General features: G+C 70.6%; 12 protein-coding genes. 7 read left to right on the top strand and 5 right to left on the bottom strand.

Features of this window, described 5'->3' with window-relative positions:
- Position 1: 1 nt before the first annotated feature.
- A complete protein-coding gene (locus QF035_RS08810) occupies positions 2 to 1228 on the bottom strand; it encodes an amino acid ABC transporter substrate-binding protein (protein WP_307519426.1) in 1227 nt (408 codons plus the stop codon).
- A 148-nt stretch (positions 1229 to 1376) separates the two neighbouring features.
- Between QF035_RS08810 and QF035_RS08805 the strand changes: the two genes are divergently transcribed.
- A complete protein-coding gene (locus tag QF035_RS08805) occupies positions 1377 to 2411 on the top strand; it encodes a LacI family DNA-binding transcriptional regulator (protein WP_307519425.1) in 1035 nt (344 codons plus the stop codon).
- Positions 2412 to 2641: 230 nt separating this feature from the next.
- Positions 2642 to 3553, top strand: coding sequence for a YceI family protein (locus QF035_RS08800; protein WP_307519424.1), 912 nt, complete (start codon positions 2642 to 2644; stop codon positions 3551 to 3553).
- Positions 3554 to 3573: 20 nt separating this feature from the next.
- On the opposite strand, the gene QF035_RS08795 is transcribed toward QF035_RS08800, so the two are convergent.
- The 4 genes from QF035_RS08795 to QF035_RS08780 form a co-directional block, all read right to left on the bottom strand.
- Positions 3574 to 3954, bottom strand: coding sequence for a hypothetical protein (locus tag QF035_RS08795; protein WP_307530984.1), 381 nt, complete (start codon positions 3952 to 3954; stop codon positions 3574 to 3576).
- A gap of 218 nt (positions 3955 to 4172) precedes the next feature.
- Positions 4173 to 5078, bottom strand: coding sequence for an amidohydrolase family protein (locus QF035_RS08790; RefSeq protein WP_307519422.1), 906 nt, complete (start codon positions 5076 to 5078; stop codon positions 4173 to 4175).
- The gene (locus tag QF035_RS08785) at positions 5075 to 6640 is read right to left on the bottom strand and encodes an HAL/PAL/TAL family ammonia-lyase (protein WP_307519421.1); all 1566 of its coding nucleotides are present in this window, start codon (positions 6638 to 6640) and stop codon (positions 5075 to 5077) included. Before QF035_RS08785 ends, QF035_RS08790 begins: the two co-directional genes overlap by 4 nt.
- A complete protein-coding gene (locus QF035_RS08780) occupies positions 6637 to 7647 on the bottom strand; it encodes an ornithine cyclodeaminase family protein (protein WP_307519420.1) in 1011 nt (336 codons plus the stop codon). Before QF035_RS08780 ends, QF035_RS08785 begins: the two co-directional genes overlap by 4 nt.
- 119 nt (positions 7648 to 7766) lie before the next feature.
- On the opposite strand from QF035_RS08780, the gene QF035_RS08775 reads away from it, so the two are divergent.
- From QF035_RS08775 to QF035_RS08755, 5 genes are all read left to right on the top strand, one after another.
- Positions 7767 to 9131 (top strand): ABC transporter ATP-binding protein, encoded by a 1365-nt coding sequence (locus QF035_RS08775; RefSeq protein WP_307519418.1) that lies wholly within the window; start codon positions 7767 to 7769, stop codon positions 9129 to 9131.
- Positions 9128 to 9793 carry an ABC transporter permease gene (locus tag QF035_RS08770; RefSeq protein ID WP_055612587.1) on the top strand — a complete coding sequence of 222 codons (666 nt, stop codon included), beginning with the start codon at positions 9128 to 9130 and terminating at the stop codon, positions 9791 to 9793. Before QF035_RS08775 ends, QF035_RS08770 begins: the two co-directional genes overlap by 4 nt.
- A complete protein-coding gene (locus QF035_RS08765; protein ID WP_266752367.1) occupies positions 9790 to 10479 on the top strand; it encodes an ABC transporter permease in 690 nt (229 codons plus the stop codon). The genes QF035_RS08770 and QF035_RS08765 overlap by 4 nt, the downstream gene beginning before the upstream one ends.
- Before the next feature lie 83 nt (positions 10480 to 10562).
- Positions 10563 to 11504 (top strand): ABC transporter substrate-binding protein, encoded by a 942-nt coding sequence (locus tag QF035_RS08760; protein WP_307519416.1) that lies wholly within the window; start codon positions 10563 to 10565, stop codon positions 11502 to 11504.
- A gap of 27 nt (positions 11505 to 11531) precedes the next feature.
- Positions 11532 to 12500, top strand: a complete 969-nt coding sequence (locus tag QF035_RS08755; RefSeq protein WP_373466618.1) for a MurR/RpiR family transcriptional regulator — start codon at positions 11532 to 11534, stop codon at positions 12498 to 12500.
- The last annotated feature ends 99 nt before the right edge of the window (positions 12501 to 12599 follow it).

The following is a 12599-nucleotide window of genomic DNA, read 5'->3' as shown; positions in this document are numbered from 1 at the left end:
CTCACCACTTCGGCTTGGGATGGACCAGGTCGGCTTCCTTCTGTTCCTCGGGCAGAACGATCTGGATCTCGCCGTCCACCCACTGCTGGATCATGTGCGCGCTCTGCGGGCGCCCCTTGTCGTCCCACTTGAGGGGCCCGACGACGGTCTCCACCTCGTTGCCGCGCAGCCACTTCACGAGCTTCTGCTGGCATTCCTCGTCCTGGGAGGCGCACTTGGCGGCCTCGACGGCCGCGGCGACGACCTGTCCCGTGGTGTAGGCGTTGGCCTCGTCCTCCTCCGGGGCCTTGCCGAACTGCTCGGTGTACTTCTCGACGAACTCCTTGTTGCTCGGGTAGTCCGCGTGCTGCGTGTAGCCGGTCGGCGCGAGGATGCCCTCGGTCTTGTCGCCGATGGCCTTGGCGAACTCCGGTTCGGTGGGGGCGGTGGAGAAGGCGGCCATCTTCGGCTGGTAGTTCAGCTGTTGGAGGGCGACGATCAGGTTCACCCCGTCCTGGTACTGCGAGCCGCCCACCACCATGTCGGCTTTGGAGGAGGCGATCTGCGCGGCGATCGAGCCGAAGTCGGTGGTGTTGGGCGGGTAGACCTCGTCGACGACGGTCTTGATACCGCCCTTCTCCAGCTTGTCCTTCAGCCCGTACGCCGTTCCCTGGGCGAAGGGGTCGTCCATCGCCGCGTACGCCACGGACTTGGGACGCTCCGCCTCGGGCAGCGCCAGGATGTAGTCGGCGAGGTGGTTGTAGTGGTCGTTGGCGACCGCCGGGGCCGCGTAGAAGAGGTTCTTGAAGCCCTGGTCGAAGACCTCCGGGGCCGCGCCGGCCGGTTCGACGAAGAGCAGACCGTACTCCTCCGCCACCCGGGCCGCCGGCACCACGAGCCGGGTGGAGAACGGGCCGAGGACCAGGTCGACCTGGTCCCTGCCGATCAGCTGCTCGTAGTCGGAGACCACCCTGTCGGCGTTCGACTGGTCGTCGAGGATCTTCAACTCGACCTTGCGGCCGAGCAGTCCGCCCTTGTCGTTGACGATCTTCGCCCATGCCTTGTAGCCGCGCTCCACACCCTTGCCGGGCTCCGAGAAGTCCCCGGTGAGCGGCAGTGAGACACCGATGGTGATGGGGTCGTCGGGTGAATCCTCCGAGCCGCCGCCCGAGCCGCAACCGGCGGCAGTGAGTGCCGTGGCGGACGCGAGGGCGGCAACTCTCCATGAAAGGCGCTGTGTTGTGCTCATCGCTGGACTCCCCTGTCCGCAGGCACTCTCTTCGCCGTTCGAAAGCGCTTTCGCGAGCGCTTGCGTACTATGTAAGCCACGTCACATGAGTTGAGACAAGCGTCGTGCACGGACCGATTGACAAGGCCCTGTTCGGAGGCGGTGACGAATGCCAAGGCCCCGTTCACGACTGCGGCTCGCCGATGTGGCCGAGCGCGCGGGCGTTTCACTGACCACGGCGTCCCGGGCGCTCGCCGGACGGGACGGGGTGCGCGAGGAGGTGGCCGAGCGGGTCCGCCGCATCTCGCGGGAGCTCGGCTATGTCGCCAATCCCCATGCGCGCACCCTGGCGGGCGGTACCGCGTCGACGGTGGGGCTGATCGTCCATCAGATCGACGACCCGTACTTCTCGGAGATCGCGGGCGGGGTCGTACAGGTGGCGGGCGAACGGGATCTGATCGTCCAGATCTGCCATTCCGGCCGCAATCCGCAGAACGAACTGCGCCAGATCCGCCATCTGATCGCCCAGCGCGTCGGCGTCATCATCATCGCGGGCTCCGGGTACGTCGATCCCCGGATGGAGGCCGAGTCCAGGGCAGAGCTGTCCGCCTTCCAGGACGCCGGCGGGCGGCTCACGGTGATCGGCCGTCACTTCCTCAACGCGGACGCGGTACGGCCCGACAACAAGGAGGGCGCCGAGACCGTTACCGGGCATCTGCTGGCCCTCGGGCACCGCCGGATCGCGGTGGCGGCGGGGGAGATGCTGCTGTCCACGGTCGCCGACCGGTTCGCGGGGGTGGCGGCGGCGCTGGCGGGGGCCGGACTGCCCTCGGACGAACTGCCGTTGGCGCAGGCCGAGTTCACCCGCGACGGCGGGCGCCACGCGGCCGAGCGGATCCTGCGCGACCACCCGGACACCACCGCGATCGTCGCCCTCAACGACGCCATGGCCATCGGTGTCCTCTCCGCGCTCCGTACCCACCGCGTGCCGGTCCCGCACCGGATGTCGGTCGCCGGATTCGACGACGTGTCGTTCGCGGCGGACCTCGCCCCCGGCCTCACCACCGTCCGGCTGCCCCTCGCCGAAATGGGCCGCCAGGCCCTCTCGATGGCCCTCAGACCACCCGCCTCCCGGCCCCGCCGCAAATCCACCGGCCATGAGCTGGTGGTACGCGACTCCACGGGACCCGCGCCCTCGCGGTGAGTCCGGGGCGGGCTCGCGGAGTCCGGACGTCGTGCCGTCGAGCCACCTCTCGTACGGCGAGCCACTGTCTCGTATTGAGACACCCACGCCGTGGATGGCTGGATCACGATCATGAGTGGCTCACGTCCCGGTCCGCCGTGCCCGTGTCCGTGCGGCCCACGGGCCTGCCGGGTGCGTGGGAGGGCGTCGAGCCGTGGCACGCAACGGAATTGAGAAGACAGGTGAACATCATGGCCCTCGGACTGCTTCGGCGTCGGCGTTCCAGGGACGCCTCCGCCGCCTCGGGCCTCACGCTGCCCTTGCCGCCCGGCGCGGGCGCGGTCGGCTGCGAGGTCGCGGACCCCATGGGACAGCCCATGGGCGGCGCCGACGTCACGATCACCGCGCTCGACTCCCATCGCGTCGCGGCCCGCGGCACCACCGACCCGTACGGCTTCTTCATGGCCGTGCTGCCGCCGGGCGGCTACAGCATGATGGTCATGGCCGAGGGGCTCTCCCCGGTCCGCGAGACCGTCGAGATCGTCGCCGGCGTCACCCTCCCCACCCTGTACGCCCGCCTGGAACCGGCCCGTCAGCTCGACCTGCCGCCGACCGGCACCTGGCTCTTCGACCCGCCCCACACGGCGATCCGCTTCATCGCCAAGCACGTCGGGATGGCCCATGTGCACGGGCGCTTCGAGCGTTTCGACGGCGGCATCCAGATCGCCCAGGACATGACCGAGTCCCGGGTCCATGTCCGGATCGACGCGTCGAGCATCACGACCGGCAACACGACCCGCGACAACCACCTCCGGTCGGCGGACTTCCTGGACGTCAAGCGGTTCCCCTTCATCGACTTCCACAGCACGCGGTTCGCCTACCGCGGCGGCAGCAAGTGGATCCTGCAGGGCTCGCTGACGATGCACGGGGTGAGCCGCTCGGTGGCTCTGGACACGACGTACCTCGGTATGGTGAACGGCGGTTACGGCGAGGAACTGCGCTGTGCGGCCCTGGCCAAGGCCGAACTGCACCGCGAGGACTACACCCTCAACTGGCGGAACATGCTGGCCCGCGGTATCGCGGTGGTCGGCCCGACGATCCAGCTCGAACTGGACGTACAGGCGATGTACCGCACGCACGACACACCCACGCCGCCGGAGTAGCGGGCCCTCTCCGAACCCGCTCACCGTCCGATCGAGTTGAGGGCGTCGAGCAGCCGGGGACTCGCCGGGGAGCCCTTGTCGGGCGGCCCGGCCGTGCGATGGAGTTCGCCGTCGACGATCTCGTAGTGCCCGATGGCCTCGATCGGCGGCGAGTAGACGTGGATGGTCACCGCGCCGGCGTCGTGGTCCATCCGATGGACGCCCGAACCCGGGAACGAGAACGACTCGCCGGGCCCGTACCTGCGGGTGCGACGCGGGCCGCCCACCGGCAGTCCCTCCTGCCAGGCGGCGCCTTCGATCACGTGCACGCCGACGCAGGACCCCTGATGGTCGTGGTAGCCGGTGTCGCGCGACTGCCACCAAGTGTTCAGCCACGCCTCGGAGTTCGCGTTCCGCCACAGCAGCAGATACGAGCCGGGACCGGAGCGGTCGAGCGCGGGCGGTGTCGACGAACGCCGCGGCCCGGCGGGCCCGGTCCGCGCACTCCTCGGGCCGGAACGGCCGGTCGGACGCGCCGAGTTCGGCGAGCGCGGTCGTGTCGATCGGGGTCGGGTTCATGGTCATCCCCCTGGTGCCGGTTGCGTGTTGGACGACGGCCACGGGTGGCCGTCGGGCGCGGTCAGTCCTCTCCGGTGAGCAGGCGGCGTGGATTGGTGATGCGGAAGGCGTACGCGGTGGCTCCGCCCAGGCCGAAGCCGGGCTGCTGCGGCGGTTCCGCGTAGGGCCGGTCCGAGCCCATCACGACGACGTCGGTACCGAGGACGCGGACGACCGAGTCGACGGCACGCGGACCGTACGAGGACGTCTCGACGAACACATCGGGGTCGACCCCCGCGTGCCCCTCGGCCCCGCCACGTGCGGCGAAGCGCTCCCCGTGCAGCGGGGCGAGCCCGGCCAGCAGCGCGAAGCACACCCGCAGCCGGGGATGACGAGGCCGGCCGAACGCCCGGAAGGCGAACCAAGCGGAGTGCATCTGCTGCACGTACGGCACCATCGCGGGCCACCAGCCGGGCCCTGGCGACGCACCGGGCGCCGGGCCGGGGTGGACGAACAGCGGGAGGCCGCGCGCTTCGAGCAGATCGAGCAGCGGGGCGCAGCGCGCGTACCCCGCCTCGTCGGTCAGGGCGTTCGCCGGGAGCTGGAGCCCGGCGAACCCGCGGGCGAGGTCCGCGGCGGTCGCGTCGGCGTCGATGTCCCGGACGCAGGCGGCGGCCCAGGCCCCGAACGGCTCGGGCAGGCCTGCCGCGTCCTGGTGGTAGGCGGCGAGCAGGGGGCGTGCCTCGTCGGACGGCAGCCACTCGATGCCGAGCGGGGCGGACAGTGAGACGAGCGCTCTGCCGAGCCCGTCGGCGGCGGCCCGTTCGGCACGCGCGGCCACATCGTGCTGGGCGGCCGGGACCTCGTAGGGCGGCTCACCGGCCGTGTGCAGGGTCCAGCCGTCAAGGAACGGCGGCTCGTCACGCGCGCGGAGGGCCGCGAGGAACGAGGCGGTCCACAGATGCTGGTGTACGTCGACGTTGGTCACGAAGGTCCTTCCACCAAAGCGTGCAGAGCGCTTCGTACCTCGTCGGACCCCAGGACGTCCCGGCTCACCAGGTCCACGTCCACTCCGCAGGGCCGGTCGTCGTCCAGGCGCGGGACCAGCTCGCGGATCGCGCGGTGCAGGAGACCGGGCCCCCGTCCCATGGTGGCCGGGGCCGCCAGGTCCACGGCCTGTGCCGCGGCCAGGGCCTCCACGGCGAGCAGTTGCCGCAGCCTGACCAGCATCGTCGTCAGCCGTCGCGCGCCGAGCGCCGCGTTGGTCGAGTCGTCCTCGACCGCGTCCGCGCCGTGCCGGGGGTCGGTGCACACGGGCGCGGACAGGGCACGGATCTCGGCGACGAGTGCCTGTGCCGTCTTGGCCAGCGGCGCGAAGCCCGAACGCTCCGGACCGTACGGCGAGAGGTTCGCGGGCAGTCCGCTGACAGCGGGATTCAGCAGTCGCCGCATGCGCTCGGCGGAGATCGCCGCGGTCTGTGTCAGGGCCAGCGCGACGGTGTCGAAGCCGAGGGCCAGGGCCGGGGTGTGGAAGTTCCCGGACGAGAGGATCTCCCCGGTGTCGGCCAGGACCACCGGGTTGTCGCCGCAGCCGTTGAGTTCGGGTTCCAGTGCGGCGAGGGCGAAGTCCAGGGCGGAGTGCAACGCCCCGTGCACCTGGGCGGCACAGCGCAGGCTCACGGGGTCCTGGACGCGCCTCGCGTGCCGGGGATCCGCCAGCTCGCCGCCGTCCAGCAGGGCGAGCAGTTCGGCCGCCGCCCGGGCCTGGCCGGGGGCCGGACGCAGGCCCAGTACGCGGCTGTCGAGCGGGCTCGTGTTCGCCCGGAACCCCTCGAAGGTGAGCGCCGTGACCGCCTGGGCGAGGGTGAGGACGGCGGCCGCCTCGTGGAGGGCGAGGGCGCCGGCACCGGCGGCCAGCGGGCTCGCGCTGCACAGCACATGCCCGTCCTTCGGCCCCAGTTCGGCGGGGGCCAGCCCGGCCCGCCGCAGTGCCTGCGCACCGTCGAGAGCCTCACCGGAGACCTCGGCACGGCCCTCGCCGATGACGACCAGGCCGACATGGGCCATCTGGCACAGGTCGGAGGCGCCGATCGACCCCACCTCGGGGATCACCGGGTGCACCCGTGAGTTGAGCATGGAGACCAGCAGCGGCACGATCTCCGGCCGCACCCCGCTGCCGCCGCCCGCGATGCCGTTCACCCGGGTCAGCAGGGCGGCGCGTACGACGGGGACCGGCAGCGGATCGCCCACCGCGTTGGCCCGTCCCCGCACCGTGCGCACGCTGAACTCGCCGAGTTCGGCCCGCGGCAGCGCGTACGAGGACCGGCTGCCGAGCCCCGTCGTCAGGCCGTACGTCGGCACCTCACGGTCGACCACGTCGTCGACGACCGCGCGGTCGCGCTCCAGCCGGGGCAGTACCTCCTCGGCCAGGGCGACCCGGGCGCCGCGGAGTGCGACGGCGGCGACGTCGTCGCAGGTGAGGGCGCTCCCGTCGAGGACCACGGCGTCAGCCGCGACGGGTGGGGTAGGAGCGGGAGGCGTACCGCTCATGAGAACCGCAGGTTCTGCCCGAGGCCACGTTCTTCGGCCTTCTTGAGCATGGCCGCGCCCAGCGCGATGTCGGACAACGAGAGGCCGCGATGCCAGAACAGGATGGTCTCGTCGTCGCGCTCACGGCCGGGCTTGTCGCCGACGACGATCTCGCACAGCTCGCCGTGCAGGGTCTCCTCGCTGAGCCGCCCCGACTCGACATGCGCGCGCAGGGCACCGAACGGCCCGGACCGGCACTGGCCCCAGTCGTCGACGACGACCTTGTCCATGATGTCGGTGAGGGAGAGTTCGACCGCGCTCATCGTTCCGTACGGTACGACAAGCGCTCCCGGCGCGATCCACTCCGTCCTCAGCAGGGGCTCGGGCCGTTCCAGCCGGGACGCCTCCACGACGATGTCCGCGCCCTCGACACAGGTCTTCCAGTCGTCGGTGACGGTCACGGGCTTGCCGAGGTCGTTCTCCAGGCGCTCGGCGAAGGCCTCACGGCTCTCCGAGCGGCGCGAGTGGACACGTATCTCGTCGAAGTCGAAGATCCGGTCGAGCAGGCGGACGTTCCAGTAGGAGGTGGCGCGGGCGCCGATGTGGCCGAGCACCTTGGAACCGGGGCGGGCCAGATGGCGCGCCCCGAGCGCGGTGAGCGCGCCGGTGCGCATCTCGGTGATGGCGGTGGCGTCGACCACGGCCACCGGCATGCCCGTACGCGGGTCGAAGAGGTTGAGCAGCGCCATCTCGGAGGGCAGTCCGGCCTTGTAGTTGCCGACGTAGTCGCCCACAATCTTGACTCCGGCCAGCCCCAGTGGCGCGATATAGCCGCGCAGGACGTTGAAGTGGCCGTTGAACGAGGGATCGGGCGTGAGGTGGACCCGTGGTTCGATCACCGTTTCCCCGCGGCCCTGAGCATGCAGCCCCTGCTCGACGGCGTCGAGCACCTCGGTGTCGTCAAGTTCGAGCTGTTCGATGTCCGAGCCGTTCAGGAACGTGAACCAAACCGGGTCAAACGCCTGCATTTCGGGCGCCCTTTCACTTTCTTCGGACGAACGTAACGTGCCGTTTACAAAAGGGGATTGACTGTAATTCAGCCACACACAACTCTGCATGACCATATGCAGTCGGGTAAGGGGCAGCTTTGATCAGATTCGACGCGGTGAGCAAAAACTATCCCAACGGCACGACAGCCGTGGACGAGCTGTCGCTGGAGTTGGCGGAGGGCGGCATCACGGTCCTGGTCGGCCCTTCCGGCTGCGGCAAGACCACGACGTTGCGCATGGTCAACCGCATGGTCGAGCCGACGGCCGGCACGGTGAGCCTGCGCGGCCAGGACATCCGGGAGATCGCCGCCCCGGAGCTGCGCCGGGGCATCGGCTATGTGATCCAGCACGCGGGGCTGTTCCCGCACCGCACGGTGCTGGACAACATAGCCACCGTGCCGCTGCTGCTCGGCTGGGGCAAGAAGAAGGCGCGCTCGCGGGCGGCGGAGCTGCTGGAGCTCGTGGGGCTGCCGGCCTCCATGGCCAAGCGCTATCCGTACCAGCTCTCCGGCGGGCAGCAGCAGCGCGTCGGAGTGGCCAGAGCGCTGGGCGCGGACCCGCCGGTGCTGCTGATGGACGAGCCGTTCAGCGCGGTCGACCCCATCGTCCGGGGGGAACTGCAGGCGGAGTTCATCCGGCTGCAGAAGGAGCTGCACAAGACGATCGTGTTCGTCACCCATGACATCGACGAGGCGATCAAGCTCGGCGACAACATCGCCGTGTTCCGCACCGGGGGCAAGCTGGCGCAGTTCGACACCCCGGAGCGGCTGCTCGCGCATCCCGCCGACGACTTCGTGGCCGATTTCGTCGGCCAGGACCGTGGCATCCGCCGTCTGTCCTTCGTCAAGGCGGCCGATCTGCCGCTGCGGGAGGGGCTGGTCCTGCCGGCCGACTCCCCGGTGGCCCGGGCCCGAGCGGCGGGCGAACCCTGGGTGCTCGTCGTCGACGGGGACCGGCGTCCGCTCGGCTGGGCCGCGGTCGCCGACCTGCCGGCCGGCGGCACGCTCGCGGACGCCGCGCTGACCCCCCTCGGCCACACGTTCAGCCTGGCCGGCGACTCGGCACGGGCCGCCCTCGACGCGGCCCTGCTGTCGCCGTCGCGGCTCGCGGTGGGTGTGGACCCCCAGGGCGCGGTCGTCGGGGTCGCGGACGCGTACGAACTGTCCGCGGCGATGACCGGGGACGGCGCTGTCGGTGACGCGGCGGCCGAGGAGGCGACGGCCGCACCCGGGACGGCCCAAGTGGAGACGACTGAAGCGGAGACTGCCGAGGCGGCGGCGACCGGCGCGGGGACGGTCGGCACGGAGACGGCTGGCGCGGAGACCTCCGGCGCCGAGTCGGCCGACGCGGCGACCGCCGAGGACTCGGTGTCCAAGGTGCCGGTCGCCAAGGACGAAACGGTCGGCGGCAGCGGCGGCGATGCCGACGGAGCGGGCTCGGGTTCGGGCGGTGACGGGCGATGAGAGACGGCGAACCCCTCATACGCTGGGACTGGATCGGCGATCACATCGGCGAGCTGGCCGACTACACCGGCGTCCATCTGCGGCTCGGACTCCTGCCGGTGCTGTTCGGGCTGATCATCTCCGTGCCGCTCGGCATCCTCTGCCACCGGTGGCGGTGGATCTACCCGCCGACCCTCACCGCGGCCAACGTGCTGTACTCGATCCCGTCGCTGGCCCTGTTCATGATCTTCGTGCGCTACACGGGTCTGACCGAACGCACGGTGATGATTCCGCTGACGCTCTACACGCTGTCGGTGCTCATTCCCAACGTCGTGGACGGACTGGCCTCGGTCCCCGAACCGGTACGGCAGGCGGCCACCGCCATGGGATTCAGCACGGTACGCCGTGTCGTCCAGGTGGAGCTGCCGATCGCCGTGCCCGTCGTCGTGGCCGGCGTCCGGGTCGCCGCCGTCTCGTCCATCAGCCTCGTCGCCGTGGGGCAGCTGATCGGACAGGGCGGCCTCGGCTACTACATCACCCGCGGACTCCAGCTCGACTTCCCGACCCCGATCATCACCGCGACCGTACTGATCATGCTGCTGGCCCTCGTCACCGACGCACTGCTCGTGCTGGCACAGCGGCTGCTCACACCATGGGCGCGCGGCAAGGGGGCGACGGCGTGAACGACTTCCTGAACCAGGTCGAGCTCGTGGGCGACTGGCTGACGTCGTCCCAGCAGTGGAGCGGTGACGACGGCATCCCCCACCGGCTCGCGGAGCATCTGACCTACAGCGGCATATCGCTGGTGTTCGCCACCCTGATCGGGCTGACGTTCGGACTGCTGGTCGGGCACACCGGCCGGGGCGCGTTCGCCGTCGCGAGCGTGGCGAACCTCGCGCGCGCGATCCCCACCTTCGGCCTGGTCGTCCTCGTCGTCACGGTCGCCGGGCTGAGCACCACGCCGGTGCTGGTCGCCCTGGTCGCGCTGGCGGTCCCGCCGATCCTCATCAACACCTTCGAGGGCGTACGCGGAGTCGACCCCGACACCAGGGACGCGGCGCGCGGGATGGGCATGACCGGCTGGGAGGTCCTGCTGAAGGTCGAGGTGCCGATGGCGCTGCCGCTGATCCTGCTCGGGCTGCGGGTCGCCGCGATCCAGGTCGTGGCCACGGCGACCGTCGCCGCGTACCCCGGTCTCGGCGGTCTGGGGCGCTTCATCGTCGACGGACTCGCCCGCAACAACTACGAACTGGTCATCGGCGGCTCCGCCGTCGTCGTCATGCTGGCGCTCGTCGTCCAGGCCGTCTTCACCGCGCTGCGGCGCCTCGTCGTCTCGCCGGGGCTGCAGCCTTCGGCGACCAAGTCCTGATGTCCCGAGTTCCTGATTTTCCGAGCTCCCACGCTCCTGAAGGCCCCGAGAGCTCCTGAGGGCTCCCAAGAAAGGAAACACCCATGAAAGCCAAAGCCATCGTTCGCGCCACCGCGTTCGGCCTCGTCACCGCGTTCGCCCTGACCGCCTGCGGAGGAGGCGACGACAGCGACGACAACCCGCTGACGGGCAGCAGCGGGGACAGCGGAGGCGGCAAATCCATCGTCGTCGGCTCGGCCAACTTCCCCGAGAACCAGCTCCTCGCCGAGATCTACGCCCAGGCCCTGGAGGACAAGGGCCTGAAAGTGACCCGCAAGTTCGACATCGGTGCCCGCGAGGTGTACTACGACCAGGTGGTCAAGGGCGGCATAGGTGTCTTCCCCGAGTACAACGGCGCGCTGCTGTCCGTCGCGGTCGACAAGAAGAGCACCGCCACCAGCACGGAGGAGATCAACGCCGAGCTGAAGGCGAAGCTCCCGAAGTCCGTGGAGATACTCGACTCCGCCGCGGCCGAGGACAAGGACTCGGTCACGGTCACCTCCGAGACCGCCGCCAAGCACAACCTCAAGACCCTGGCCGACCTGAAGCCGGTCGCCAAGGACATGACCATAGGTGCCGGCTCGGAGTTCAAGACCCGCACGCAGGGCGGTGTCGGTCTGAAGACGGTCTACGGCGTCGAGTTCGGGAAGTTCCAGCCGCTGGACGCGGGCGCCCAGAGCACCTTGCTGAAGCTGCTGAAGGACAACAAGGTGCAGGCCGCCAACCTGTACACGACCGACCCCGCCATCGTCGAGGACAAGCTGGTCGTCCTGGAGGACCCGAAGAACCTCTTCTCCTCGCAGAACGTCACCCCCCTCGTCTACAAGGCCGCGGTCGACGACAAGGCCAAGGCGGCCCTCAACGCCCTCTCGGCCAAGCTCACCACCGAGGACCTGCTGGAGATGATGAAGAAGCTCGTCAACGACAAGGAGGACGCCTCCGACGTCGCCAAGGAGTGGCTGACGAACGCCGGTCTCGCCGGCTGACGCCGACGGTCGCCCGGACCGTCCGCAATGTGTGTGGACGGTCCGGTAACCCCCGGTGGGGAGTCAGACAGGACCGGCAACGAGTCCGGTACGCGCGCGGCAGGGAGGGGGACCAGGGTGACCGACACGGAAGGGGCCGGCGTCGGTGTCGACGCACCTCAGGGGGCTGTCGAGCCCGCGCGGCTGCACCAGTTGTTCGAGGGGCGCCGGCTGACGCCCACGCAGCGCCGGATCGCCCACTGTCTGGTCCGGCAGACCGCGGCCGCACCCTTCCTGTCGAGCGTGGAACTGGCCCAACTGGCAGGCGTGAGCCAGCCGTCGGTGACCCGCTTCGCGGTCGCCCTCGGCTTCGACGGATACCCGGCCCTGCGCAGGCACCTGCGGGACGTGGCACCGGCCGGGCCGTCCGTGGACGCGCGGCCGGCCAACCCGTACCAGCAGGCGGTACGGGCCGAGATCCACCACCTGCTCCAACTCGCCTCCCTGCTCGCCGATGCCGGGCCCGTGGAACGCGCGGGACGGCTGCTGGCCGCCTCGCGGCCTCTGCCGGTGCTCGGGCTGCGTGCCTCCGCGGCCCAGGCCCGCGGCTTCGCGTACTTCGCGGCCAAGGTCCACCCGGACGTGCGTCTCCTCGACGAGGGAGGCTCACGGCTCGCCGACCGCATCGACATGGCCAAGAACGCCGGTGCGAGCGCCCTCATGTGCTTCGCCCTTCCGCGCCACCCGGCCGAGCTCCTGGACGCACTCGACCACGCCCGCGCGACGGGACTGACCGTGGTGACGATCGCCGACGGCACCTTCGCCCCGGTCGCCGCCCACAGCGACCTGCTCCTGCCGGCCGCCGTCGGCACCGACCTGGTCTTCGACACGGTGAGCGCCCCCATGCTCCTCGGCCAGGTCCTCCTGGAAGCGATGTGCGACGCCCTGCCCGACGCCCAGGCCCGCCTGGAGGAGTTCGACACGAGGGCGGCGGCACGGGGCCTGTTCGTCGACTGACCGCCGCGGGCGAGCGCCGCGCGACGGGTGCCGCCCCGACACCGGTCACGAGTGCTGAGCGGGCCTCGGTCACCGGGCGCGTACGATAAGGTTCACCTG

It is taken from the genome of Streptomyces umbrinus (genome assembly GCF_030817415.1).
In the GTDB taxonomy this organism is placed as follows: Bacteria; Actinomycetota; Actinomycetes; order Streptomycetales; family Streptomycetaceae; genus Streptomyces; species Streptomyces umbrinus_A.
This window is presented reverse-complemented; position numbering and strand designations above follow the sequence as displayed.